The organism is Nitratireductor lacus (assembly GCF_056431025.1).
Window position 1 is genome coordinate 19,385 of record NZ_JBWKMB010000010.1, and the last position, 25,914, is coordinate 45,298.

Annotated in this window: 25 protein-coding genes; 14 read left to right on the forward strand and 11 right to left on the reverse strand. The window is 60.9% G+C overall.

The window, feature by feature from the left end; all coding sequences use genetic code 11:
* Positions 1-114 precede the first annotated feature (114 nt).
* The 4 genes from AC07E3_RS10010 to msrP all read left to right on the forward strand — a co-directional run bounded on the left by AC07E3_RS10010 (position 115) and on the right by msrP (position 6,331).
* A complete protein-coding gene (locus tag AC07E3_RS10010; RefSeq protein ID WP_478361609.1) occupies positions 115-1,317 on the forward strand; it encodes a pyridoxal phosphate-dependent aminotransferase in 1,203 nt (400 codons plus the stop codon).
* Between the two features lie 126 nt (positions 1,318-1,443).
* Positions 1,444-2,973 carry a putative bifunctional diguanylate cyclase/phosphodiesterase gene (locus AC07E3_RS10015; RefSeq protein WP_336067715.1) on the forward strand — a complete coding sequence of 510 codons (1,530 nt, stop codon included), beginning with the start codon at positions 1,444-1,446 and terminating at the stop codon, positions 2,971-2,973.
* A gap of 207 nt (positions 2,974-3,180) precedes the next feature.
* On the forward strand, positions 3,181-5,226 hold the full coding sequence (locus AC07E3_RS10020) for an elongation factor G (RefSeq protein WP_336067712.1): 2,046 nt from the start codon (positions 3,181-3,183) through the stop codon (positions 5,224-5,226).
* Positions 5,227-5,356: 130 nt separating this feature from the next.
* Positions 5,357-6,331 carry a protein-methionine-sulfoxide reductase catalytic subunit MsrP gene (msrP, locus tag AC07E3_RS10025; RefSeq protein WP_478361612.1) on the forward strand — a complete coding sequence of 325 codons (975 nt, stop codon included), beginning with the start codon at positions 5,357-5,359 and terminating at the stop codon, positions 6,329-6,331.
* A 286-nt stretch (positions 6,332-6,617) separates the two neighbouring features.
* Here msrP and AC07E3_RS10030 read toward each other — a convergent pair whose 3' ends face one another.
* Positions 6,618-7,508: a LysR family transcriptional regulator gene (locus tag AC07E3_RS10030; protein ID WP_025030692.1), complete on the reverse strand. Its 891-nt coding sequence runs from the start codon at positions 7,506-7,508 to the stop codon at positions 6,618-6,620.
* A 77-nt stretch (positions 7,509-7,585) separates the two neighbouring features.
* Entirely contained in the window at positions 7,586-8,560 is a 975-nt protein-coding gene (gene trxB, locus AC07E3_RS10035; protein ID WP_322338698.1) for a thioredoxin-disulfide reductase, read from the reverse strand.
* 387 nt (positions 8,561-8,947) lie between these two features.
* Between trxB and AC07E3_RS10040 the strand changes: the two genes are divergently transcribed.
* On the forward strand, positions 8,948-9,421 hold the full coding sequence (locus AC07E3_RS10040; RefSeq protein WP_223005921.1) for an Lrp/AsnC family transcriptional regulator: 474 nt from the start codon (positions 8,948-8,950) through the stop codon (positions 9,419-9,421).
* A 19-nt stretch (positions 9,422-9,440) separates the two neighbouring features.
* On the opposite strand, the gene AC07E3_RS10045 is transcribed toward AC07E3_RS10040, so the two are convergent.
* Positions 9,441-10,208, reverse strand: coding sequence for a glycosyltransferase family 32 protein (locus tag AC07E3_RS10045; RefSeq protein ID WP_478361616.1), 768 nt, complete (start codon positions 10,206-10,208; stop codon positions 9,441-9,443).
* A gap of 2 nt (positions 10,209-10,210) precedes the next feature.
* Entirely contained in the window at positions 10,211-11,002 is a 792-nt protein-coding gene (locus tag AC07E3_RS10050; RefSeq protein ID WP_478361618.1) for a glycosyltransferase family 25 protein, read from the reverse strand.
* Between the two features lie 60 nt (positions 11,003-11,062).
* On the opposite strand from AC07E3_RS10050, the gene AC07E3_RS10055 reads away from it, so the two are divergent.
* Complete coding sequence (locus AC07E3_RS10055; protein ID WP_478361620.1) at positions 11,063-11,881, forward strand: hypothetical protein; 819 nt, start codon at positions 11,063-11,065, stop codon at positions 11,879-11,881.
* Positions 11,882-11,903: 22 nt separating this feature from the next.
* On the opposite strand, the gene AC07E3_RS10060 is transcribed toward AC07E3_RS10055, so the two are convergent.
* From AC07E3_RS10060 to greA, 4 genes are read right to left on the reverse strand one after another with little or no spacing between them, the layout of a single operon-like run.
* The gene (locus tag AC07E3_RS10060) at positions 11,904-12,707 is read right to left on the reverse strand and encodes a glycosyltransferase family 25 protein (protein ID WP_478361622.1); all 804 of its coding nucleotides are present in this window, start codon (positions 12,705-12,707) and stop codon (positions 11,904-11,906) included.
* A complete protein-coding gene (locus AC07E3_RS10065) occupies positions 12,704-13,465 on the reverse strand; it encodes a glycosyltransferase family 25 protein (RefSeq protein WP_478361624.1) in 762 nt (253 codons plus the stop codon). The genes AC07E3_RS10060 and AC07E3_RS10065 overlap by 4 nt, the downstream gene beginning before the upstream one ends.
* Entirely contained in the window at positions 13,462-14,550 is a 1,089-nt protein-coding gene (locus AC07E3_RS10070) for a glycosyltransferase family 4 protein (protein WP_478361626.1), read from the reverse strand. The genes AC07E3_RS10065 and AC07E3_RS10070 overlap by 4 nt, the downstream gene beginning before the upstream one ends.
* Before the next feature lie 2 nt (positions 14,551-14,552).
* A complete protein-coding gene (gene greA, locus AC07E3_RS10075) occupies positions 14,553-15,026 on the reverse strand; it encodes a transcription elongation factor GreA (RefSeq protein WP_007010482.1) in 474 nt (157 codons plus the stop codon).
* 276 nt (positions 15,027-15,302) lie between these two features.
* Between greA and AC07E3_RS10080 the strand changes: the two genes are divergently transcribed.
* From AC07E3_RS10080 to AC07E3_RS10105, 6 genes are all read left to right on the forward strand, one after another.
* Positions 15,303-16,439, forward strand: a complete 1,137-nt coding sequence (locus AC07E3_RS10080) for a PQQ-dependent sugar dehydrogenase (RefSeq protein WP_478361628.1) — start codon at positions 15,303-15,305, stop codon at positions 16,437-16,439.
* 100 nt (positions 16,440-16,539) lie between these two features.
* Positions 16,540-17,430: a DMT family transporter gene (locus tag AC07E3_RS10085; RefSeq protein WP_478361630.1), complete on the forward strand. Its 891-nt coding sequence runs from the start codon at positions 16,540-16,542 to the stop codon at positions 17,428-17,430.
* 77 nt (positions 17,431-17,507) lie between these two features.
* Positions 17,508-17,936 carry a DUF3775 domain-containing protein gene (locus tag AC07E3_RS10090; protein ID WP_478361632.1) on the forward strand — a complete coding sequence of 143 codons (429 nt, stop codon included), beginning with the start codon at positions 17,508-17,510 and terminating at the stop codon, positions 17,934-17,936.
* Between the two features lie 57 nt (positions 17,937-17,993).
* Positions 17,994-18,797: an extensin-like domain-containing protein gene (locus AC07E3_RS10095; RefSeq protein WP_478361634.1), complete on the forward strand. Its 804-nt coding sequence runs from the start codon at positions 17,994-17,996 to the stop codon at positions 18,795-18,797.
* Positions 18,798-18,917: 120 nt separating this feature from the next.
* Positions 18,918-19,811, forward strand: coding sequence for an extensin-like domain-containing protein (locus AC07E3_RS10100; protein WP_478361636.1), 894 nt, complete (start codon positions 18,918-18,920; stop codon positions 19,809-19,811).
* 60 nt (positions 19,812-19,871) lie between these two features.
* Positions 19,872-21,170, forward strand: coding sequence for a hemolysin family protein (locus AC07E3_RS10105; protein WP_478361638.1), 1,299 nt, complete (start codon positions 19,872-19,874; stop codon positions 21,168-21,170).
* A gap of 3 nt (positions 21,171-21,173) precedes the next feature.
* Here the strand turns inward: AC07E3_RS10105 and AC07E3_RS10110 are convergent, their stop codons facing one another.
* On the reverse strand, positions 21,174-21,563 hold the full coding sequence (locus AC07E3_RS10110) for an acyl-CoA thioesterase (RefSeq protein ID WP_007010475.1): 390 nt from the start codon (positions 21,561-21,563) through the stop codon (positions 21,174-21,176).
* 185 nt (positions 21,564-21,748) lie between these two features.
* Here AC07E3_RS10110 and AC07E3_RS10115 point away from each other — a divergent pair, with 185 nt between their 5' ends.
* Positions 21,749-22,837 carry a Zn-dependent alcohol dehydrogenase gene (locus AC07E3_RS10115; RefSeq protein WP_336067676.1) on the forward strand — a complete coding sequence of 363 codons (1,089 nt, stop codon included), beginning with the start codon at positions 21,749-21,751 and terminating at the stop codon, positions 22,835-22,837.
* Positions 22,834-24,051 (forward strand): mandelate racemase/muconate lactonizing enzyme family protein, encoded by a 1,218-nt coding sequence (locus tag AC07E3_RS10120; RefSeq protein ID WP_478361641.1) that lies wholly within the window; start codon positions 22,834-22,836, stop codon positions 24,049-24,051. Before AC07E3_RS10115 ends, AC07E3_RS10120 begins: the two co-directional genes overlap by 4 nt.
* A 142-nt stretch (positions 24,052-24,193) precedes the next feature.
* Here AC07E3_RS10120 and AC07E3_RS10125 read toward each other — a convergent pair whose 3' ends face one another.
* Positions 24,194-25,096: an NAD-dependent epimerase/dehydratase family protein gene (locus tag AC07E3_RS10125; RefSeq protein ID WP_478361643.1), complete on the reverse strand. Its 903-nt coding sequence runs from the start codon at positions 25,094-25,096 to the stop codon at positions 24,194-24,196.
* The gene (locus AC07E3_RS10130) at positions 25,093-25,902 is read right to left on the reverse strand and encodes a glycosyltransferase (RefSeq protein ID WP_478361645.1); all 810 of its coding nucleotides are present in this window, start codon (positions 25,900-25,902) and stop codon (positions 25,093-25,095) included. Before AC07E3_RS10130 ends, AC07E3_RS10125 begins: the two co-directional genes overlap by 4 nt.
* Between the last annotated feature and the right edge of the window lie 12 nt (positions 25,903-25,914).

Genomic DNA, 25,914 nt, shown 5'->3' on the forward strand with positions numbered 1-25,914 from the left:
ACGACTGGTTTAACGCCACAAAACGGCTGGCCGCTTGCGATTCTTTCCGCGATCGGACATGAAGGACCACGCTGAAGCTCAGTGTAAATCTCACAGGAACCGGAGTCCTCCAATATGGCTTTCCTTGCCGATGCCCTTTCACGCGTAAAACCATCCGCAACCATTGCGGTTTCCCAGAAAGCGCGCGAGCTGAAATCTCAGGGCCGCGACGTGATCGGCCTTGGCGCAGGAGAGCCGGATTTCGACACGCCGGACAATGTGAAGAAAGCGGCAATCGAAGCGATCAATCGCGGCGAGACGAAATACACGCCCGTCTCCGGCATCCAGCCCCTGCGCGAGGCGATCGCAGCCAAATTCAAGCGCGAGAACAATCTCGACTATGACTGGAAACAGACCATTGTCGCCACCGGCGGCAAGCAGGTTCTGTTCAACGCCATGATGGCAACGCTCAATGCCGGCGATGAGGTGGTCATCCCCAGCCCCTACTGGGTCAGCTACCCGGAGATGGTTTCCATTTGCGGCGGTACGCCGGTCGCGGCTGAGACCAGCATCGAGAACGGCTTCAAGCTCACCGCCGAGGCGCTCGAGAAGGCCATCACGCCGAAGACCAAATGGCTGATCATGAATTCGCCATCCAATCCTTCGGGAGCGGCCTATACGGCAGAAGAGCTCAAGGCTCTTGCCGACGTGCTGCTCGCCCACCCGAATGTATGGGTGCTGACCGATGACATGTACGAGCACCTGACCTACGGAGATTTCAGGTTTCACACCATCGCCGAGGTGGAGCCGAAGCTCTACGAGCGCACACTGACCATGAACGGCGTCTCCAAGGCCTACGCAATGACAGGCTGGCGTATCGGCTATGCCGGAGGTCCCGTCGAGCTCATCAAGGCCATGGACATGATCCAGGGGCAGCAGACCTCCGGCGCATGCAGCATCGCCCAGTGGGCGGCTGTCGAGGCACTCAACGGCCCGCAGGATTTCGTCGCCAGGAACAAGGGAATCTTCCAGGGGCGCCGTGACCTGGTGGTGTCCATGCTCAATCAGGCAAGGGGCATTAAATGCCCGGTTCCCGAAGGCGCGTTCTACGTCTACCCGTCCTGCGCTGAACTGATCGGCAAGTCGGCACCGTCCGGCAGGACGATCGAGACCGACGAAGATTTCGTATCTGAACTGCTCGAAGCGGAAGGCGTGGCCGTCGTGCACGGCTCTGCCTTTGGTCTCGGCCCCAATTTCCGCATCTCCTACGCCACTTCCGAGGCCCTTCTCGAAGAGGCATGCAACAGAATCCAGCGCTTCACGGCTTCACTGAAGTAGAAGCGGCTTCGATATCCGGCTATTGCGCCGCAAAATTTTCTTTCTGCGGCGCAATAGTATTAACGCCCTCTTTAAGTTTCGTATTGTTCTCTCCTTTCCAAGGGTTTTGGGGAGACATCGGGGGTCATGAGCATCCTCTCCACCGTGCGCCGCAACGGCAAGCGTGTTTATATCGGCGTTCAGACGCTGCTGATCACTGCGACCGCGCTCGCCGCCGCCGCTTATTTTCTCGCGCCTGGCGAAAGCAGTGTATCGGACTGGCTGCTTTTCACCTGCCTCGCGCTCAGCATCGCCGGCCTGGGTCTGCTTGAGTACCTCAAACGCACCGTCACCGATCAGCTGAGGGATGCCGTGCGCATCGAGGCCGAGCGCACACGGCTCACCGAAAACGATCTTCTCACCGGCGCCCTCACCCGCGGGCGGTTTCTCGACGAGCTCAACACCAGCATCGGCACGCTTTCGAAGCCGCGCCGCATCATGCTCCTGCTTGTCGACCTCGACCATTTCAAACAGCTCAACGACGGGTTCGGCCACCAGTTCGGAGACGAAGCGCTGGCACATCTGGTCGCCTGCGCGAAACACTGTTTCCCCGATTGCACCATCGGCCGGCTCGGCGGCGACGAATTCGCCATTCTGATGTATGGCAACGATCTCGCGCGCTGCCGCTCCCGTGCCGAGAAACTGCTCGCCATGCTGCAGAGAGGCCGGGCCTGCGAGGGGCATCAGATACCACTCGGCGCATCGATCGGTATCGCCGTGGCGCCCCAGCATGCGAGCAGCCACAAGGAGCTTCCCCTGCTCGCCGATCTTGCACTCTATGAGAGCAAGGGCGCCGGTCGCGGCCGTATCACCGTCTTCGATCCCGACATGCTGTCGGAAAAACGCCAGCGCCGCTTCATGGAGCGCGAATTGCGTGCCGCGATCTATCTCAACGAGCTGGAGCTTCACTACCAGCCCCTGACCGACTCCGAGCGCAACTGCATCGAGCTGGAAGGTCTGGTGCGCTGGCGGCATCCCGTGCGCGGCATGGTCTCGCCAGCCGAGTTCATCCCCGTTGCCGAGAGGTCGAACCTGATTGACATGGTCGGCGAATGGGTGTTCCGCCGCGCCTGTCTCGACCTCGACCGTTTCGCCTGCAACCGCATTAGCATCAACGTCTCGGGCGAACAGCTCAAGCGCGACGGCCTCGTGCACATGCTCGATCGCGTGCTGCGTGAGACAGGAGCTGCAGCAAACCGCTTCGTGCTCGAAATCACCGAGACCGTCGCCACCGCGGCGACGCCTGAAATCATCGCCCGCATCGAACGGCTGCGCGAGATGGGTTTCCACATCGCGCTGGACGATTTCGGCACCGGCCATTGCGGTTTCAACTACATCAAGACGCTGCCCATTGATGCGATCAAGATCGACCGCAGCTACATCCGCAACCTTGGCCATGACCGCATCGCCCAGGTGTTCGTCTCAGCCCTCACCCAGATCGCGCGCATTCAGGGCCTCACAATCGTCGCCGAGGGGATCGAGACTGAAGAAGAGTTCGATCTTGCACGCGCCGCCGGCTGCAACCGCTTCCAGGGCTATTTCCTCGGGCGGCCTGAGGCCGCGCCCGCGATCCGTCGCAAGAGCGACAATGTCGAACGCCTGGCATTGACCGCCTGAGAGCCCTTGCCCAAATCCCAAAGCCGTGTGACGATATTTGACGGGGAACGTCGGCGCACCGGCATGTGAGTGCCGCAAACGGGTCTCTCAAGGGCGGAGAATGCTCCTGATCATCCGTCTACGCGCCACGACCGCGCGACGGCCGCACAGGCCGGCCGCCGCTCATGAAACGTGTGCAGGTAAACGCGTGAGAGGAGGCCGCCAGCCATGGGAAAACGCTCGGGAGAGAGAAGCCGCGGACCGAAATGCATCGCCATTGTCGGTCCGTTTGCAAGTGGCAAGACAACCCTGCTCGAAGCCATTCTGGAGCGCACCGGCGCCATAATGAAGCAGGCCAGCACTGGCTCCGGCACGGTCGGCGATCATTCGGCCGAAGCCAGGGCGCATCAGATGAGCGTCGAGGCGAACATCGCCACCACCGGCTTTCTCGATGAAAGCATCACCTTCGTGGATTGCCCGGGCTCAATCGAATTCGCCCATGAGGCGGATCCGGTTCTGGCAGCAGCCGACATGGCCATCGTCGTCACCGAACCCGACGAGAAAAAGATCGCCGCCCTGCAGCTCACTTTGCACAGGCTCGACGAACTTGGCATCCCACGCATGATCTTTCTCAACAAGATCGAGCACGCCACCATGGGTGTGCGCGACATGCTGAAGATGCTGCAGCCCACCAGCGACACGCCGCTGCTTCTACGCCAGATCCCCCTGCGCAAGGACGGCATTGTGATCGGCTCCATCGATCTCGCGCTCGAACGGGCCTACATATACCGCGAGCATGCGAGCAGCGAGATTGCGCCCATTTCCGACGACGACAGGGCGCGCGAGGTCGAGGCCCGGTTTTCCATGCTGGAGACGCTTGCCGACCATGATGACAGGCTGATGGAGCAACTGCTCGAGGAGATCGAACCGCCACGCGACGCGATATTCGACGATCTGGCAGCGGATCTGCGCGAAGGCACGGTAACACCGGTGCTGATCGGATCGGCGGAGAAAGGCAACGGCATACTGAGGCTTTTGAAGGCGATCCGGCACGATTCGCCGGATGTTGAAGCCACGCGCGACCGGCTCGGCCTGAAAGATGCCGGGGAAGCCGTTCTCCAGGTCATGAAGACGATCCACACACCACACGGTGGCAAGCTGTCCGTCTCCCGGGTTCTTTGCGGCTCGGTCGGGGACGGCACGGAACTGCGCAGCGGCAACACAGTCGACAAGGTCTCCGGTCTCTACACTCTTCTCGGGCGCGAACAAACCAAGGTGGCGAAGGCGGAGGCCGGCGAGACCGTCGCTCTCGGCAAGCTCGAAGGTGTGAGGACAGGTGATACGCTGACAACCGCCAAAGCGCCGCTTGCGCCCCTCATCGCACTGGAGAGCCCGCAGGCAGTCTATTCGGTCGCGGTACACCCGAGCGAACGCAAGGACGAGGCAAAGCTCTCGCTCGCCCTGCAGAAACTCATCGAGGAAGACCCCTCGCTCGGTCTCGAGCAGAGGCAGGAGACCGGCGAGACCGTCTTGTGCGGTCAGGGCGAGATGCATCTGCGCGTCACCCGCGAACGCCTCGAAGGCAAATACCAGATCCCCGTGGACACGGCCGTGCCAAGCGTTGCCTACCGCGAAACGATCCGTAAGGGCACCACCAGACGCGGCCGGCACAAGAAGCAATCGGGCGGTCACGGCCAGTTCGGCGATGTCGTTCTCGACATACGCCCCCTGCCCCGCGGGTCCGGCTTCGAGTTCACCGACACAATCACTGGCGGCGTTGTGCCCAAACAGTACATTCCGTCTGTGGAAACCGGCGTTCGGGACTTTCTGAAATCCGGGCCGCTCGGATTCCCGGTCATCGATCTTGCCGTCAATCTCGCAGACGGTTCCTACCACTCCGTCGACTCCTCCGACATGGCCTTCCAGCTTGCCGGGCGTCTCGCAATGAAGGAGGGGCTCGGCGAATGCGCGCCCGTCCTACTGGAGCCCGTCCTCAGGATCGAGGTCTACACACCATCTGATGCCACGGCCCGTATCACCGCCATCCTGTCGCAGCGGCGCGGCCAGATTCTCGGCTTCGACGCGCGCCCGGGGTGGAGTGGCTGGGATGTGGTGCAGGCGACAATCCCCGCATCCGAAACGGGCGACCTGATCATCGAACTGCGCTCCGCCACCGCCGGAGTCGCCAGCTACCGCGCCACTTTTGATCACATGGCGGAGTTGACCGGGCGTTTGGCGGACGCCGCAATGAACGCGCAGGGCAAGGCCGCGTGAGGGAAACGTCAAGCTGGGAGGCTTCCACGCAATCGTGAAGCACCGTGATTTTGAAACGCGGGCGGGCAGTTCTACCACTGGCCTTGGGGTCAGGTCCTGACCTGAAATCAGAAACCAGTCGGAGAACGCCATGCCCGCCATTCACCGCCGTCCGCGCTGGGCCGTCGCCGAAAGCATGGCTACGCCCGAAAACGTTTTTGCCAGTCGCCGCGCAGTGCTTGCCGGGTTTGGCCTGGGTGCGATTGCCGGCGCGGGCTTCCTGCCGGGGACGGCAAGAGCTGAGACAGAGGACGCCGCCGCACGCACGGCATCCCTTTATCCCGCGGAACGCAATGAAGCCTACAGGATCGAACGTCCGCTCACGCCTGAAGACGTGAGCAGCACCTACAACAATTTCTATGAGTTCGGCTCCCACAAGCAGATCGCCCGCGCCGCTCAGGCGCTCGTCACCCACCCCTGGGACATCGAGATCGATGGTCTGGTGGAGGAGCCCACCACTATCGCGTTTGAGGATTTGGCAAAGCGCATGCCGCTCGAAGAGCGCCTCTACCGGCATCGCTGTGTCGAGGCCTGGTCGATGACGGTGCCGTGGACCGGCTTTCCGCTTTCAGCACTCGTTGCCATGGCGAAACCGCTTTCGTCCGCCCGTTACATCCGCTTCGAAACCTTCAACGATCCCGGCATTGCCGGCGGGCAGAAGCAGGTCTGGTATCCCTGGCCCTATGTGGAGGGTGTGACAATGGAAGAGGCCGCAAACGACCTCGCCTTCATGGTCACGGGCGCCTACGGCAAACCGCTGGCCAGACAGTTCGGCGCACCGCTGCGGCTCGCCCTGCCCTGGAAATACGGCTTCAAATCCATCAAGTCGATCCGCCGCATTTCCTTCACCGAAAAGCGGCCGGTCAGCTTCTGGGAAGAGATCGCGGCCAGCGAATATGGCTTCTGGGCGAATGTGAACCCGGATGTGCCGCATCCCCGCTGGAGCCAGGCGGAAGAACGTGTTCTGCACACGGGCGAGCGCGTGCCGACACAGCTCTTCAACGGCTACGCCGAAGAGGTCGCCGGTCTGTACAGCGGGCTCGAAGGCGAACCACTTTATCGCTGAGTTCAGCTGAAACGATGAGACAGGGCACCGGCGGTAATCCTGCTCTCACAGGAAAGGGCATGGCAGATAAAAAAAAGAGCCGGATCACGGAGATCCGGCTTTAGTCATTGGAAGTGCCATATAGGCGAAACCTCCAGAGGGGAACACTCGCGGGGGCAAATGGGAGGAGAACGCCCCCGGGAGTGCTTCTCATATGGGCAATCGCCGCCTAAATAACAACCACATGTTTTTGCAATTCACCCATGCAATTTTGCATAACGCCCGGTATTTCTTGAGAAATACTGCGTCAAAATGCCCAATGCCGTGATTTGGAAATAAGGAAATCGCGGAACGCGTGAAGCTTTGCCTGGTTTTTCATCACGTTCGGGTAGCAAAAATAGGTATCGAAGGACGGCACGGCGGTTTCCGGCAGGAGCTGAACCAGATCGTTGCTCTTGCCCACCACATAATCGGGCAGCATGGCGATGCCCGCACCGCGCTGAACCGCCAGCTTGATCGACAGGATGTTGTTGATCTGCAGGGCTGTCTGACGCTTCTGCCCCTCCGGTCGCCCAGCCGTTTCCAGCCAGTTCATGTCGCTCAGATGCGGCGGCACCGCCTCGCCGAAAGTCACGATCCGGTGGTTGTCCAGATCGGCGATCGACGAAGGCTTTCCATGCTTGTTCACGTAGGAGGGCGACGCGAAGAGATGGAAATGCACCGTGAAGAGCTTGCGCTGGATGAGGTCGGGCTGCTGCGGCTGGCGCATGCGGATCGCGCAGTCGGCCTGCCGCATGGTCAGGTCCAGTTCCTCATTGTCCAGAATGAGCTGCAGCTCGATGTCCGGATAGAGTTCGATGAATTCGGGCAGCCGCTCCGTCAGCCAGCCCGTGCCGAGGCCCACCGTGGTGGAAACCTTCAACAGACCGGACGGCCTATCCTTCGCCTCGGTCAGGCGCACGCGCACGCTCTCAAGCTGCATCAGCACATCGTGGGCCGTACGATAGAGCATCTCGCCCTGCTCGGTCAGCACCAGCCCGCGCGCATGCCGATGGAAGAGAGGCACCCCCACTTCCAGTTCCAGCGCGCTCACCTGGCGCGAGATCGCCGACTGCGAGAGATGCAGCGTTTCAGCGGCGTGCGTAAACGAGCCGGCCTCTGCGGCGGCGTGAAAAACCCTGAGCTTGTCCCAGTCCAACGCCTCGTTCTCCTCTGTCAGGCGCTTTTACCGTCATGGGCGTTTCCGCCCATTCCTGTCGCTGCATCGTTCCCGGTTTATTCGGCAGCTTCTTTTTTCGTTTCCATGGCTGCCAGATACTTCTCCGCTTCCAGCGCCGCCATGCAGCCAAGCCCCGCCGCCGTCACGGCCTGGCGATAGATGTCATCGGCCACATCGCCCGCGGCAAAGACGCCCGGCACATCCGTCTGCGTCGTACCAGGCTGCGTCCAAAGATAGCCATTGGGCTTCTGCTTGAGCTTTCCTTCAAATAACTCGACAGCGGGCGCATGGCCGATCGCCACGAAGACACCGTCAACGGCAAGGTCGGAAACCGCGCCCGAATGCACATTCTTCAGGCGCACGCCCGATGCCGATGCCGGCATGGGCGGCTTGGCCGGCGTGCCGGTGATCTCCTCGACCACCGTGTCCCACATGATCGTTACATTCTCCTTCGCCATCAGGCGCTCCTGCAGGATGCGCTCGGACCGCAATTCGTCGCGGCGGTGGATCAGCGTCACCGATTTGGCGAGGTTCGAGAGATAGAGCGCTTCCTCGACAGCCGTGTTGCCGCCGCCGACAACGGCAACATCCTTGCCGCGATAGAAGAACCCGTCGCAGGTGGCGCAGGCCGATACGCCAAAGCCCATGAAGGTCTGCTCGGAGGGCAGGCCGAGCCACTTCGCCTTGGCTCCGGTGGCAATGATCAGTGCATCGCAGGTGTATTCCGTGCCCGAATCCCCCCTGAGCACGAAGGGGCGTGACGACAGGTCCACATCGACAATCAGATCATTGGCGATCTCCGCGCCGACATTCTCCGCCTGGCCACGCATCTGTTCCATCAGCCACGGCCCCTGGATCGGGTCGGCAAAGCCCGGATAGTTCTCCACCTCGGTGGTGATCATGAGCTGCCCGCCCTGCTCCAGTCCGGCGACGAGAAGCGGCTTCAGCATGGCGCGCGCCGCATAGATCGCTGCCGTGTATCCGGCAGGCCCCGAACCGACAATGAGAACGGGCGCGTGACGACGTGACATGGATGAATTCCTTTCTTCCTCGCTGGACCGCAGGGGTGGTCTCTCGCCTTCCTGCCGCCACTATCAACCTCAAGGCGCGTCTGCGCCCTCCGGCGGAAACGCAAAACCGGACAGCGGCCTCCAGGGGCTCATCCCTAGGCTGCCATCCAGAACAATACGGTGACATGATCTAAGTATTCACAGACCCAAAGTGCAAGGCGAGGAACAGGTTTCCAACAGCTACCGAATGCCGCTCCCCCCCATTTCCGCGCATGAGACGCGCCCAAACGCGGTGGATAGTCCACCTTACCGGTGAATGGATTGCTTGGCTTGGCACAGCCCTTGCCCTAATTTCGGACAGCGCGCGTGAAAGATTCTCGCGCGTTTGCAACAGAATTGGGAAACATCATGCCGCTACAGGCCGATCTTGACGCAATCGACTGGAAAATTCTGCGCGAGCTTCAGGCCGACGGCAAAATGACCAATGTGGAACTTTCCCGCCGGGTCGGCATCTCCGCTCCGCCCTGCCTTCGGCGCGTCAAGCGGCTGGAGGAAGGCGGCATCATCAAGGGCTATCGCGCCCTTCTGAATTCGCCCGCCCTTGGCTATGATGTGGTCGCCTTCTGCCTGATCGGCCTGCATTACCAGTCCGAGACCGAGCTCAAGACCTTCGCTCAGCGGACCCTGCAGTGGCCCATCGTGCGGCGAGCATGGATGGTCTCCGGCGATTCCGATTTCATGCTGCACTGCGTGGCAACCGACCTCACCACCTTCCAGACCTTCGTGATCGAGCAGTTAACCTCCGCGCCCAATGTGGACACCGTCCGCACCGCACTCACCATCCGCCAGGTCAAGGACGAAGGACTGGTGGCGATCGAATAGGCGCGCTTGCCTCAACCGGCTATTCGTAGTTCTGAAAATCCGGAGCAGGCACCACCTGCAGAATGCGCGTGTGATATTGCAGCGTGAGCGGCGCGAGCACATCGCCGAGAAGAAAGCTCCACGGCACCGGATAGCGCGAAGGCCCATCTCCATAGTCCACGCCCGGAACCTCCTTCGGATATCGTGCCGGGTTGGCTTCAAGATGCGGAAGAAGAAGATCAAGCCTCCTTTCGACAATTGAAAGCCAACGCCGCGTGAATTCGGTCCCCGGCCGGAAGATGAATGCGCCATTACCGATGAGAACACCACGCCGTAGTTTCAGGTGCCGATAGCGAATATTTATCTCGACATTGGAAACTCGTCGATCAAGAAAGTAGTGCTTCTCCAATGCCTTGGACTGATGAATCCTGGCGACACCGCCGGCAACCTCGGCATAGCCAGCGCCAAGAACGTGACCTTTTTCGACCGCAGCAAATGCGGGTATCCAGGAGTGAGAAATGGCTTTGATATCTGCGTAACCACCGCCGAAATGATGCATGAAGTAGGCGCGCAGGTAATCGGATTGATGGATCGGAGACAAAAACTGAAATGCAGGGTGAAAAGGCTTCGTGGAGACCGCAAAACTATCAAGCGTTTCCGCTGTAACAAGGTGCGTACGACATTCTGAATTGCAGAATGTATCAAGGCAGGCGCGCCTACGCTCCGACATTTCCGCCCGGCCAAACCAGAACGCAAATATGCGGCCTACCCAATTGCCAGAAAGATCACTTCGCATCGATGAACGCATGATCAGCGAAACCCGACCTTCACGCGCTCGCGTCTCCCGATCAAAGACAAAGTTCGGTTGACCGTCGAACGGCGCTTTTTGGAAAGGGATAGAGTAAACCGTTCGAAGGTACCAAGCCGCCTCCGAACTTTTTTCTCTCGGCCTTCAATGCACGATGCGAGCCTTTCAGGCGAATTTGGAGCCAACAACGCTGCCTGTTGTATACAAATTGCTGGCGCGAGTTGATAGACAACCAAACTGTCAAACAGAGGAGATGAAACGTTAAAGAGAAAGTCATCAACAGGTTCGGAGAATGTTTCACTCGAAGAAAGCAAATGTTGAGCACAAGATCGGGAAATGACATACCCACCTGAGCAGAAATGTGACGAACGAAGTCGCCGAATTTCGCGCGCCATTATGACTCCACTTGCCCAGGTATCCAGGTACACACGTTCATCGGCCGCCTCAAGCTTCACTATATCGGCGTCCTCGGGGAGCCAACTACTATCCGTCATCACGGAAACGGCATTCTCTCCGAGAACGAGATCATCCTCCAGAACAACTGCATATTGGGACCCTTCCTGAACAAGTGCTTGCCAACACTTGCGATGGCTCAAAAAACAGCCGACTTCTCCAGCAGTTAGTTTGCCCCAGCGGCTTTCACCGACGACCACTTGAGCGATATCGGCACTGCTCAATTCTCGTCCGTCAACCCCTTCCATACGCGTGAACTCAAGGCCGGCATCAACGCATAGTTCCTGCATACGCTCCAAACGATCGCTAGAGCGCCATAGATTTATCAGATAGACAATCATTTGCTCTCACCAGCCAGTCTGAAAAAGAGCGAAGCCCCCCAAGGTGTAGGCACCCATAATATGACACTCGAAGCATCACACCACAATCAAACCCTACCGCCGGTAAACATGCTCTGGATTGGTGGTGCCCTTGGTCCGATAGAGATCATGTCAATGCTGAGCTTTCTCGAAGCCGGGCACAAGGTCGTTCTGCATTCATATGACCATGTCAAGAACGCCCCCTGCGGTGTCGAGGAGTCGAACGCAGAAAAAGTCGCACATAGACAGAGGGTATCAGAGCTACGCCATCACAAAACAGGATCGTTCGCTCTAGCCTCGGATTATTTCCGGTTTAAGCTGCAACAGCAAGGCCTTGGTGTTTGGGCTGATCTCGACATGATATGCTTGAGGCCAATCACACTCCTCGAAGACATCTTGTTCGGAAAGGAGAGCAATACACACATAAACGGGGCGCTTCTTTATGCGAGGCAGGGACACCCCATCGTGGAAGAGGCCTTAGCCTTTTTCTATCAACAAGGCATCCCGCCCTGGACCCGGACCCGTGATGCTGTACGCCTCCGCCTGGCACATCACCTGCTCGGCAAAAGCATCAGCCCAGCGACCCTTCCCTGGGGAACATTCGGTCCGAAAGCCATAACCTATCTCGCAAAGAAGCACGGTGCATTCAACCTCGCAGCACCCAGCGACGTCTTCTACCCCATCAACTTCCGAGATGCGCCAATTCTATATGATGCTTCTAGAAGTTTGGATGAATTCTGTACAGAACGAACCAAAACCATACATCTATGGAATGAGGTCCTCAGGAGCGTAGGCCTGAAGTCCCAGCGTCCGCCAAATGCTTCACCACTGGCAACCCTTTTTAGACGCTTCAATGTGTAAATTGAAAGTAAAAACAATAATTCTACCTAAATCCAATACGAACCCACCGATTATTTGTGAAAACACTTTCAAATTTCTCTTTTAATTTCTTCATTATTTTTCCAAAAAACCTATAAATTTTTCTAATTGAAATTCGAATGATTGTTAAATTATTTCTATCCATTTCTTTATACAGACGCTCTTTAAAAAGAGAACTCCCAAGGACACGGTCATTCTTTAAAAAAACTTCCTGTATCGCCGGAGACGGGTCGATCTGGTAAATTCCAAAACTCTTTTTATGGAACAATCCGGAACTGTAGAGGAACTGGTCGACTGGATCGCAGAAGACACGAGAATGGGCGTGCAATACTTGTGCACAGCTCCGAGATATGAGATATGCGCCGGCTCCCGCACGCGCAACGCGCAGCGGATGCACCTTTCGACCGGCAACCGTAGAGACCGCAGTCTTTCCAATCAGCGTCTTGGGCTTGCACGCCTCCAGCCTCACAACGCCGGCGCCCTCGGGAATCCACCCATCGTCGCCGAAAATCGCCGCTGCATTCTCGCCGAGGAAAATATCGTCCTCACAGACGATCGTATAAGCGTCCTCGCTCTGCGCCGCGATTTCCCAGCATTTGCGGTGCGAAAGAAAACAGGCGATCTCACCCGCTCCCAATTCGTAAAAACGCGGTTTCCCCGTACGTCCCGCCTTGAGTTGCTCTGGCGAAAGCAGTCTTGCATCCACCGCCTTCACCACCTCGAAGTCGAGCCCCTGCTCGCCGAAGACCCGGCGCATATGCGCCAGGCGCGCCGTCTCCCGTTCCAGATTGATGACAAGCGTCTTCATCGCCGCTCCACCTCTGTCTCGAACCAGCCTCGCGAGTATTTCTGCACCCGGCGCCGATAAACGAAACGGCTCCACTCTCGCCAAAGGCGCTCGCCAGGGCTGCGTCGCGCCTTCCCTGACGCGCTGACCGTACTGCCGCCGATCTCGGCCGACTGGTCGCCAATGCCTGATGGCACGACGCAGAAAGGCGCGATGCCCGTCACCCAGCGCATTTGCAGAAACGTATCGACCGGCCGGTCGAAGCGCTCCGTCAGGGCGAGAAGATGCTGTGCCGCTTCGCGCGTCACAAGCTGCGCCACCGTGCCAAGCTGCGAAACCTGCGGAGCCAAAAGCCGAATATCACCGTCTCGCGCCATTTCCCGCACCCTGCCGCGAACCGGGCTTATGCGAAACTGCACATACGCTTTCCCCACACAGGCCTGCTTTGCCACCTCCAGACAGCGCCCGAAAAGCGGCATGTCGAGCGCCACATCGTCCTCAACGATCAGCCCCGCATCAAGCCCCCGTTCCACGATCATCCGCCACACCTTCCGGTGTGAGAGAAAACAGGCGACTTCAGATGGCCGCAACGCAAATGGATAGGCCGGCTGGTGCAGCCCCTTCACATAGTGCCGGCCGATCTCGTCATCGCCAAGCGCCTGACCGTCCACAGCGTCCACAACATGGGTTTCGACAGGCAGGGTCGCGAGCAGATGCTCCACCTGCGGGCGACGCGCCGTCGCACGCCTCAAATGAACGATGAAACCTTCGATCTTCATCTGGAGGCCTCTCGCCACAATTCCTCATAAAGCGCATTCAGCGCCTGCGCTTCCCCCTCAAGGGGAAAATGCCCGCGCGCATGCGCAAGTGCTGCGCGCGCCGCGGTGCTCCGCAGCGCCTCGTCATCCATATAGCGCCCTGCGGCAGCAATCATCGCATCCGGGTCGTCAACCGGCACAAGCGTCCCCGCACCACTGCCCTCAAGCTGCTCGGAAAAAGCCCCCACATCCGTTGCGACAACGGGAACGCCCGTCGCCATCGCCTCAAGTGGCGTCAGTCCGAACCCCTCCCAGCGCTGCGGCGCGATAAAAAGCGAAAGCGCTCGATACCAGTCTGGAATATCCGAACGCGTACCGACGAATAGAATGCGCTCGGCGAGCCCCGCTGCCCGCACGCGCTCTTTCAGTTCCGCCTCGAAATCGGCGTGCGGTCCGGTCGCCTGGCCGGCAATGATCGCCGACCAGCCGGGGCGTTCCGGCAGGAGTGCAATCATCGCATCGACGAAAAGATCCGTGCCCTTCTGGCGCCGCACGCGGCCAAAACAGCCGACATAGCGCTGATCGCTCGCCATCCCCACCGCTACGGCCCCCTCGCCGGGGTTCGAAGGCGGCGAAAAACGGCCAGTGTCGATGCCATGCATCACCACGCGGCTGGAAACCTGAAGATAACCCGCCGTCTTGCGGCTTGTGGCCACCACCCGGTCCATGCGGCGGATCAAAAACCGGGTCCAGCCCGTGTGTTCGCGCTGCGAGGCGGATGTGAAAACAAGTTTCACCGGTGCACGAAAGATATCCCGCAAAACCACACCGGCCAGCATTTCCGGATTGCGCCGCGCATGCCAGATGCGAAACGGCCTGTTCGCGGGCCTGCGCAACAGGCCCGGCACCTGCCACCAGCGCAGTCTGGGCAGCGTATCGGGAAGCCCCGGCCCCAGAGTGGCAATCGAGAGTGATTTTGCCTGCTCCGGCACAAGCTGCACGATCGTGCTGGTCACGCCCGAAAGCCGCTTCTTGAAATTGGGGGCCACCACATCCACGTCACGGACGCGGACCCGATGGCCGCTTGCGGGCATCTTGCCGGACATGGTCAGCCGTAGCGGACTTCCACCACCTCATAGCCCCGCGCACCGCCCGGAGCATTCACCTCGATGGAATCGCCCACCGCCTTGCCGATCAGCGCCCGCGCGATAGGCGAGGAGATGGAAATGCGGCCCGACTTCACATCGGCTTCCTGGTCGCCGACGATCTGATAGGTCTTTTCCTCTTCAGTGTCCTCGTCGACGAGCATCACCGTGGCGCCGAACTTGATCGTGTCGCCGGAAAGCTTTGTCACGTCGATGACTTCGGCACGTGCGATAAAGTCTTCCAGTTCTCCGATGCGGCCCTCGTTGAGGCTCTGTGCCTCCTTGGCGGCGTGGTATTCCGCATTCTCCGAAAGGTCGCCATGGGCGCGCGCCTCGGCGATCGCCTCAATGATGCGTGGCCGCTCTTCCTGCTGGCGCCAGCGCAGCTCTTCCTTCAACGCCGCAGCTCCGGCAAGCGTCATTGGGACCTTGTTCATTTCATTCACCTTCCAGACATGAAGGCAGGAAGACCCCACACGCATCACGCGAAGTGCCGTCCTGCCGCCGGTGCAGACATAAAAAGAAACGGTCCGAAAGCGTCTGCCTACGGAACCGTTTCGTATGACCTTTCCCAATATAACAAGCTCAAGACGATTTTCACGCAAATTTTTGCGTAACCGCCTTCCAGCAGCCGATTGCGCACATGTGCGTTGCCTTGTCCGGCGGCGCTCAAAACCTATCTCTTGATAAAACCGGAAATGGGAGACACCTTGATGCAGGATCAGTTCCTCCGCACCGCCCTCGCTGCCGGCCTCCTGGCGTTACCAGGAGCGGCCGCTGCCAAAACCTTCGTCACACAGGCGGTCACCGTGGAGGCAGAAACACTTGCCCGCGGTCTCTCAAATCCCTGGGGTCTTGACTTCCTGCCTGATGGAAGCGCGCTCGTTACCGAACGTTCCGGCCAGTTGCGCCTCTTCGCCAATGGCACCCTCTCGGCGCCGATCCCCGGCGTGCCCGAGGTTGCCGTGGTCGGACAGGGTGGATTGCTGGACGTCGCCGTCTCGCCCGACTTCGCCGAAACGGGAGTGATCTTCCTTTCCTTCTCGGAACCCGGCCAGGGCGGCGCAGGCACGGCAATCGCCCGCGCCAGACTGGTAAGGAATGGAGGGGCAGCCCGCCTTGAGAACGTCACCACCATCTTCTCCATGAACCGCAAAAGCGCGGCCGGCCAGCATTTCGGTTCGCGCATCGTGCTGCACCCCGACGGCACGCTCTTCTTCACCATCGGCGACCGCGGCGAAGGCGACCGGGCGCAGGACCCCGCCGACCACGCCGGCTCGGTGCTCAGGATCAATCGCGACGGCACGGTACCCGAAGACAATCCCTTCGCCGACAGCAAGGACACCGCACCGGAAATCTGGTCCATGGGCCATCGAAATCCGCAGGGTGCCGTCTTCGACCCCGTGACCCGCTCGGTCTGGACGGTCGAGCACGGTGCGCGCGGCGGCGACGAGGTCAATCGCCCCGAAGCCGGCAGGAACTACGGCTGGCCGGTCATCTCCTACGGCGTCAACTACAGCGGCACGAAGATCGGCGTGGGCAGCGACGCACCCGGTTACGAGCAGCCTGAATATTACTGGGACCCGTCCATCGCGCCATCGGGCACAGCGGTCTATCAGGGTGAAATGTTTCCCGAATGGCAGGGAGACTTCCTCGTCGCAGCGTTGAAGTACCATCTCGTCGCGCGCCTGGATCGGGACGAAAATGGCGGCATCACCGGCGAGGAGCGCCTCTTCAAGGGGGCTTTCGGGCGCATACGCGATGTCAATGTCGCACCCGATGGCTCGCTCTGGCTTTTGACCGACGAGCGCCGGGGCGAGATCATTCGCATATTCCGCGCCGGGGAATAGCCTGCACGGATCTGGTCCATAGGAGGCAGGGGCCGCGGCCCTTGCGCGCTGCGCACGTGCTCCGTAAGACAAACGCGTTTCCTCCTGTCCGGATATGCGCATGACACGGGTTCAGGCCAATCTTCTGTTGCTTCTTGCTGGCGCCATGTGGGGCATGGGCTTCGTCGCCCAGTCGACCGCTATGGATGCCATTGGTCCGTTCCTGTTCATCGGCCTGCGCTTTGCCATCGCCTGTCTTTCCATGCTGCCCTTCGCCATGTGGGAAGCCCGGCGCAGCACGGGAACGCTAACCTTCATCGACAAGCGGAACTTCCTGGTCATCGGCCTGCTTCTGTTCGCAGGCATGGCGGCGCAGCAGGTTGGTCTTTTGACCACGAGTGTCACCAATTCCGGCTTCCTGACCGGTCTTTACGTGGTCATGGTGCCGTTTCTCACGGTTCTTCTCTTCCGCCAATGGCCGCACCGCGTGGTTTGGCCGGCGGTCCTTTCCGCGCTTGCCGGCATCTGGCTGCTTTCGGGCGCAGGCAGCGTCGCGCTGACAACCGGCGACTGGTTGACCATCATGTGTGCCCTCTTCTGGGCGCTGCAGGTCATCATGATCGGCAGAAGCGCCAGCCACACCGGCCGCCCGGTCACACTGTCGGTCAGCCAGTTCGGCATCACCGCGGTCATCGCGCTCGCCATTGCCGGTCTTGTCGAGCCCATCGATCTGTCCGCGGTGCGCACCGCCCTGCCGGAAATCCTCTATGCAGGCATCTTTTCCGGCGGCATCGCCTTCACGCTTCAGGTCATCGGCCAGCGCTACACGACAGCCCCGCAGGCCGCGATCTTCCTGTCCACAGAAGCCGTCTTCGCCGCACTCTTCGGCGCAGTCTTCCTCGGCGAACGCCTGCCCGCGCTCGGTCTGGCGGGCTGCGGTCTGATTTTCGCTGCGATCCTCGCAGTCGAGATCGTGCCGGCCCTGCGCAACAGGCAGCGCAGCATCGCCTGAGCGGCATCATCAACAAAACGTCGCGCATTCAACGCGTTCTGCGCTATCATGCCTCTGATTGCCCGGAGGATAGGCCCGTGCAGAGACCGGTTGAACGCGAATGGGAGCTTTCGATAGACCCGGAAACCGTGCGCTTGCTGGCAGGCAAGGCGCGGACCATCAGCGCCGCGCTCAACACCGACTACGATGGCGGGCATGAGCATGAAGTCGAGATTGATGGCGATGCACGCGACCGACACCAGCATGACGGGCTCATCGAGGAAGAGGAAGAAGACCTCACAGAAGAGGAATTCCGCGAGCTCGTGGCAGACCTCAACGTGGACGAGCTTGCCGACCTGGTCGCGCTGGCATGGATCGGCCGCGGTGACTACGACGTGAGCGAATGGGCGAATGCCGTCGCCGACGCAAGACAGCATGGTGCAAAGCACGTCGCCACCTATCTTCTGGGAATGCCGATGCTGTGCGACTGGCTGATCGACGGCCTGGATGCGCTCGGCGTGTCGTAAACGCTGCGATTCACACCGTTATTTCCCGATCAGCCATCCGTGGGGCAAACATCCGGCATGATCGCTCTCTCAGCCGTTCGAGGTGCGCTGACGGCCATGCTCCTGTGCGCACTGTTTCCCGTCCTGTCCTCAAGCAGCGCAGATGGCGCTGAGATGGCCGCATCCGTGCCCCTGCCGGCAGAAGGCCCCATTCCGCAGGCTCGCGGAGAGGTGCGACGATCAGAGATGTCGGTGGTCGTTCCCATTCCCTCTCCCCGCCCTCAGGAGAAAGCGCCCCCTCGAAAACCACCAGCACCTCACAAACCCGGTCCCATGCCCGCGGAAGAAACCGCCTGCCGCCGCGCCCTGACGAAGCTTGGCGTCTCGTTTTCCGACCGGCCATCAATCTCCGAGGCAGCCGGCTGCGCCATTCCTCATCCGCTTGTCATCACGCGTCTTTCCAGAAAGATCGCGCTGCAACCGGAGGCCACGCTCAACTGTGCGACGGCCCTGGCACTCGCGCGCTTCTTCACGGAGGAGGTTCCACCGCTCGCCCGAAGTCATCTGAAGCAGCCGGTCACGACCGTTCGCCATGCCTCGGCCTATGTCTGCCGGTCGCGGCGCGGATTGCAGAAGCTTTCCGAGCATGCCTTCGGCAACGCCTTCGACATCGCCGCCTTCACCCTGGCAGACGGCACGCAACTCGACGTCGCCCGACAGCCCAGCCCGAAAAGCGGAAGAGCGCGGTTTCTCAAGGCCTTCCGCACCGCCGCCTGCGGTCCCTTCAAGACCGTTCTCGGCCCGGGTTCCAACGCCGACCACGCCAATCATTTTCATCTGGATCTGCAAAAGCGCCGGAACGACTATCTGTACTGCAAGTAGCTGGTGACCCACACGCCACAATCGGGTCACAGGTCTGAACACCCCCGCTGACCTTTCCTTTACCTTGTCTGGCTAGGCTTGCTTCCGTGAAAGAGCGTATGAGGCTGGCGGGGCGTGTTCATGGTGGGTATTCGTATTGGCAAGTCGATTGGAGGGCCGCTGCGCGCGCGTATGCTGCTCGCGGCGGCCGGTGCGACGCTTGTTGCCCTCTCCGCCTGCTCGGTCAGCGATGTCATGTCGCCGCGTCCCTCCGTGGATATCGGCGTGCAGACCGCTGCAGTGCCTGTCGCCCGTCTCGCCCCGGCTCCCGCTGCGCCGGTGCCCGAAGCGGCGACACCATCCGTCTCCACTTCCACACCCACGCCCGACAGCACGAAAGGCCTGCAGGCGCTCGTTCCCTCAAACCCGATGATGGTTTCCTACCCGCGCTTCACCCTGCCGCGCAGCGAAAGTTCGGCCCGCGTCATGCCGCCGGAAGAGGTCGCCTGTCGCCGCCGCCTCAAGCGGCTTGGGGTCAAATATCAGGACCTCGAACCCATCAACGATGGCGGCGCCTGCCGCATCGACTGGCCCGTCAAGGTCAGCGGCCTGTCCGGCAACATTGAAATGGCGCCCGCCGCCACGCTCAACTGTCAGATGGCCGAGACCTTTGCCCGCTGGACAAAAAACGAGCTCGCACCGGCCGCACGCAAGCGCTACCTCACCGGTATCGGCAAGATCCGTCAGGGCTCAAGTTATTCCTGCCGGCGCATCGCCGGCACCAGTGTTGCCTCCGAGCACTCCAAGGGCAACGCACTCGACGTAATGAGCATCCAATTGAAGAATGGCCGCGAGATCGATGTGCGCAAGCCGGGCTTCTTCGCCTTCCGCCAGCGCGGACTGCTCAACACGGTGCGTGCCGAGGGCTGCGACTATTTCACGACGGTTCTCGGTCCCGGCTACAACTACGACCACCGCGATCACTTCCACTTCGACCTGAAAGGCCGCCGCAACGGCTATCGCGCCTGCAAATAGCGCCCTTTCTGGACACAATGCAGTCTCGCGCCGTTCACCCCGGAGTGCTAAAGAGCAGCCATGCTCATCGTCGAAATCGTCATTCTCTTCGTCCTTATCCTCTTCAACGGCTTCATGGCCATGTCGGAGCTGGCCGTTGTGTCGGCCAGACCCGCCCGGTTGAAGTCCCGGGCCGAACAGGGCCAGCGCGGCGCCGCCCGCGCCCTTGCACTGTCGGCTGATCCCGGCCGTTTCCTTTCCACGGTCCAGATCGGCATCACCCTGGTCGGCGTGCTCTCCGGCGCCTTCTCCGGCGCAACGCTCGGCACACGCCTGTCCGACTGGCTCGTCATGCAGGGCGTTTCGGAAGGCGTGGCAAACCCGCTCGGCGTCGGCCTGGTCGTGGCTCTCATCACCTATGTATCGCTGATCGTCGGCGAGCTCGTTCCAAAGCAGATCGCGCTGAAGAATGCCGAAGGCATCGCCATCAGGGTAGCGCCGATCATGGGCCTCCTGTCGCGCATCACCCTGCCGCTCGTGTGGCTGCTCGATGTGTCGGGCCGGCTGGTCCTGGCACTGCTCGGCCAGGGCGCGGAATCGAGCCAGCGCGTGACCGACGAAGAAATCCGCACACTCATCGCCGAGGCCGAAACCAGCGGCACCATCGCATCCGACGAGCGTCGCATGATTGCAGGTGTCATGCGCCTTGCCGACCGCAAGGCCCGTGCCATCATGACGCCGCGCGGCGAGATCGACTGGCTCGACTTGACAGCGGATGAAACGGCACTGGCGGATGATGTCAGGGAGTCCGGTCACTCCCTTCTTCCCGCCGGCGAAGGGTCCATCGATGAGATCGCCGGTGTGGTCAAGCTGCGCGACCTGCTTGCCGTCCAGCTATCGGGCGAAGCACTGGATATCCGGACGCATGTTCTACCAGCACCGATCGTTCACGATATGGCCGACGCGCTCGATGTGCTTTCCGTCCTGCGCGAAGCGGCAGTGCCGATGGCGCTGGTGCACGACGAGCACGGCCATTTCGAAGGCATCGTGACGCCCTCCGACATTCTGGAGGCCATTGCCGGCCTTTTTCGTGCCGATGCCGAGGAAGGCGAGATGGACATCGTCGAGCGCGCCGACGGCTCCTGGCTCCTGCCCGGCTCCATGCCCGCCGACGAGATGGCCGACCATCTGGGCTTCCCCCTTCCCGCAGAGCGCACCTACACCACGCTCGCAGGCTTCCTGCTCAACGAGTTCACGCATCTGCCGAAGACCGGCGAAAGCACCGACGCGATGGGATGGCGTTTCGAGATCATGGATCTGGACAATCGCCGGATCGACCGCGTGCTTGCAACGAAACTCGACGAGGTGGCAGAGGCGTAGACCTCAGTCTTCGGGTGGCACAGGGGTGGGCCTGCCATTGGCGTCGAGCGCCACCATCACAAAATCTGCATGGGTGACCATTTCCATGGTCGGCGACAGGTAGCGCTGTGCCCACGCTTCGACCTTGAGCCGGATCGACGTGCGCCCCACCCCCTCGATATGGGTGTAGATGCACAGCGTGTCGCCAACCTTCATCGGCTTGGCAAAGGCCATTTCCTTCACACCGGCCGTCACCACGCGGCCATGGGCGCGTTCGGCGGCACGGATGCCGCTCGCAAGGTCCATCTGCGCCATGACCCAGCCGCCGAAAATATCGCCAGCGGCATTGGCATCACCCGGCATCGCCTGCGTGCGAAGCGTCAGATCGCCTGTGGGCGTTTCCGGTGCATTCATGACCTGTCATTCCCCTTTTTTTGAACGTCATCCGGCGTAGCTCCGACAGGTCTCCGGGTCAACAAACGCGGGCGCATGGCACCTCTTCCATTGACGCATGGTTGCACTTCGGTGTCGTATCTGCGTTGCACCCATGACAAACTTGCGGCTTTAATCCGGGTTGCACGCATCCAAGCGAGGTTTCCATGCAGATCAAGGCCGCCGTATGCCGGGCGTTCGGCAGCCCCCTCTCGATCGAAACGCTCGAGCTTGCTCCGCCACGGCGGGGTGAAGTTCTCGTCGACCTCAAAGCCTGTGCCATCTGCCACTCCGACATCTCTTATGCCGAAGGCGCGTGGGGCGGCGATCTCCCCGCTGTCTACGGCCACGAGGCGGCCGGCGTGGTTTCCGCAGTCGGCCCCGGCGTCACCGGCGTTGTGCCTGGCGATCATGTCGTCGTCACGCTCATCCGCTCCTGCGGCCATTGCCACTACTGCGCGCGCCAGAGCCTGGTCATGTGCGAGGAGGTTTTCCCGCTCGATCAGCGAGGCCCCCTCGCCTTTGCCGATGGCGGCGCCTGCGAGCAGGGGCTGCGCACTGGCGCTTTTGCCGAAAAAGTGGTCGTTCATGAAAGCCAGCTCGCCCATGTGCCGGCCGACATGCCGTTCGACGTCGCCTCGCTCCTAGCCTGTGGTGTCATCACCGGCTTCGGCGCGGTCACCAACACGGCCCGTGTGTCTGCAGGCCATGCGGTGGCTGTTATTGGCTGCGGGGGCGTCGGACTCAATGCCATTCAGGGTGCGGCACTCGCCGGCGCGAGCCCGGTCATCGCGCTTGATCTCAGCGACGACAAGCTGGCAGCAGCCCGCGAGTTCGGCGCCACCCACGCGTTCAGCCCCGCCGATCCCGATCACGCGAAGGCGATCAAAACGCTCACACAGGGGCGTGGCGTGGATTTCGTCTTCGTCACCGTGGGCGTCGAGGCAGCGCTTGCCAGCGCCCCGCGCTATATAACCCGCAACGGTTCTGTCATCGTTGTCGGCATGCCCGCCAATGGCGTGCGCATCCCGTATGATCCGGGCAAGCTTGCTGCCCTCAACCAGAAGATCATCGGTTCCAAGATGGGCGAAACGCGGATCCGCCACGACATACCCATCCTAGTCGAGCATTATCAGAAGGGCCGGCTGAAACTCGATGAACTCATCACCGCCCGTTACAGGCTCGAGGAGATCAACGAGGCGATTGCCGCCGTGAAGAACGGACAGGCCCTGCGCAATGTGGTGATCTTCGAATGAAGATTGCCGAAGCCAGAACCTTCGTCACTGCAAACCCGCCACCGCATGTGGGCGGGCGCTATTTCATCTTCGTGAAGCTCGTCACCGATGGCGGTGTGACTGGATATGGCGAGGCCTACTCCGCCGCCTTCGGCCCACACCTCACCGCACGCATGATCGAAGACGTGGCCGAACGCCACCTGATCGGTCACGACCCGCACGACATCGAAACCTTCTTTCGCCGCGCCTATTCCTCCGGCTTCAGCCAGCGGCCCGATCCAACACTGATGGGGTGCGTGTCCGCCCTCGAAATGGCGTGCTGGGACATCATCGGCAAGGAGGCCGGCAAACCGGTCTACAAGCTGCTCGGCGGAAAGGTGCATGAGCGGCTGCGCAGCTACACCTATCTCTACCCTGCCACGGGCAGCGCCGCACCGGGCGAGACCGATAGCGAACGCAATGTCTACAACGATCCCGACCTTGCCGCCGAAGCCGCATTGGCCTGCCTTGCGCAGGGTTTTGACGCGGTCAAATTCGATCCGGCGGGCCCATACACCGCTTTCGGCGGCCATCAGCCGCGCCAGAGCGATATCGAGCTTTCCATAAGCATGGTCGCTGCGGTTCGCGAGGCGGTCGGCAGGCGCGCCGACATCCTGTTCGGCACCCACGGCCAGTTCACACCGTCGGGTGCAATCCGCATGGCCCGCGCGCTCGAACCCTATGATCCGCTCTGGTTCGAGGAGCCTGTTCCTCCGGACAGTCCCGAAGCCATGGCGCAGGTCGCACGTGGAACCACGATCCCCATCGCCACGGGGGAAAGGCTCACCACGAAGTATGAATTTGCCCAGCTTCTCAGCCTTGGCGCCGCCGGCATCTTCCAGCCCAATCTCGGTCGGTCAGGAGGCCTTCTTGAAACGAAGAAGATCGCGGCCATGGCAGAAGCTCATCATGTTCAGATCGCGCCGCACTGCTATTGCGGCCCCATTGTCGCTGCCGCGAACATCCAGCTCGCCGTCACCCTTCCCAACTTCCTGATCCTGGAAGCGATCCGCACCTTCGACGGTTTTCACGCTCGATTGCTGAAACAGAAAATTCGCTGGGAGGATGGTTTTGTCATTCCATCGAGAGAACCGGGGCTTGGTGTCGAACTTGACGAAAGTGTCGCCGAAGCTCACCCCTATGAGGGTGACGAGCTGCATCTCCAGGCGACGCAGGCACCCATTTCGGCAAAATAGCAGGCCGGATTTCCGATTCATTTTCAGAAGCTTGCCGCGACAAAATGAATCATCGCGCAAAAAACCTGAATCGACACATCAGGTACTTGAATCGATACGTGAAGTTTACGGTTGCTGCCGGGGTTCACAAACCACGCAGCGGTTAACGCCTGCCTAACAATTCGGGCACCGTTCGCCTGAGAAGCGCCATGCCGGCAGGCGTCCATCCGAGGGCGCGCAGGTGATCCGTTTTCATCACATTGACCGCGCTTCTGTCTGCGGCACGCGGCAACGGATTCCTGCACCCAGTTTCCTGTGCCACGAGCGCCAGAAGATCGTGACGATCGAGCAGCAGATCCGACACGTTGAAGACACCGCCCACAAGCTTTGCCGCCGGCAATGTCAGCATCAGGCGCACAGCCGATCCAACATCCTCACCATGCACTTCAGTCGCCACGCGCGGTGCGATCTCACGGCCGGAAAGGTAATCCTCAAAAAGGCCTGCCCATTTGTGCGATCGTCCGCTGCCCGCCGCTCCATAGACCCCCGTCACACGCAGGCTCACACCGGTAAACCTCTCGCCGGAAAGCTGTGAGAGCGCCTCCTCGCCGGCCAGCTTTACCTGGCCGTAAAGTGTGTCGGGCCGGCAGGCATCGGTCTCATCGAGCATCGACCCCGGTGCGCGTGGCCCATACACTGCGCGCGTGGAAAGAAACACCGTTCGCGCCACACCCGCCGCCCGCGCGGCGCGGAACATGGCAATGCTTCCGTCGAGATTGCGTCGGCGAAACCCCGCCGCATCATCGCCTTCCCCGCCCCGGTACCGCCCCGGCAGGTGGTCGAAGGCCGCATGCACGAAGAAATCCGCCCCCTCAAACAGGGCCGTCGAGATGGATGTCGGCTCAAGCGTCATGGGCGCAAATGCGACCGCCCCTGAAAAAAGGCCTTCCGGCGGCGCGTTGCGCCCCAGCACCGTCACGCGGTGCCCCGCTGCCAGCAACCCCTCGACAATGAAGCGCCCGACAAGCCCGGTCCCGCCGGACACGATGCTGTGGGGCGTGCTCATGACACCGGGTTCGCCAGCGCATCGATGTCGGGAATGCCCTCACCCGAGTGATACGCATTCCAGAGGTCGATCAACGGCTGCAATTCGGCTGCTTTGGGGTGATCCCGCTCCCAGGGCTTTTCATACTGATAGTGGACTATTGAAATCGACGTCCAGTCCCAGAGCTCCGGCAGGTTGAACCACACATATTGCAGCATGTTGAAAAACACCGGCAAACCATGCCAGTGCGGAAAATACGCCTGCAGAAAAGTCTGGTCGGTCCGCCGCCAGAACGCTTCGGGCTGATCCAGTCGCGCAAGCATGGCGGCAAATGTCGCTTCGGAAGGCGTTGCTACAAACACGCCTGAATTCAGCCGGTGAAAATCCGCAAGGCTCTCATAGACATTGGGCGCGGCGGAGAATTCCGGGTAACCGAACAGCCGGTCGATATTGCGCACCACCACCGCGTCGGCGTCGATGAACACGACCCGTTCATACTCGGTCAACTGCCACAGCCGGAGCTTGGCGAAATTGTCGAGCGGGGTGTGAAAACTCGGCTTGTTGCCCTTGGTGAAGGGTGCATCCGCGTGAAGCCGTGCCCGCTGATGCCGCTCGTTGAAGGCATCTGAGGTGGGCAGAAGCTCCGCCGGCACAAGCCGTGCGCCGAGCGCAGCCAGCGGCTTCAGCGCCTGGGCGGGAGCTCCACCGGTGTGCATCACCACAAGATCGGCATCCGTTTCCGTCAGCCGCAGCGAGCGCACCAGAGCCAGCGCGCCCATCGCATAATCTTCATTGGTGACAAGCGTCACATAGGCGTGTTTCGACATGAAAGCCGTCGC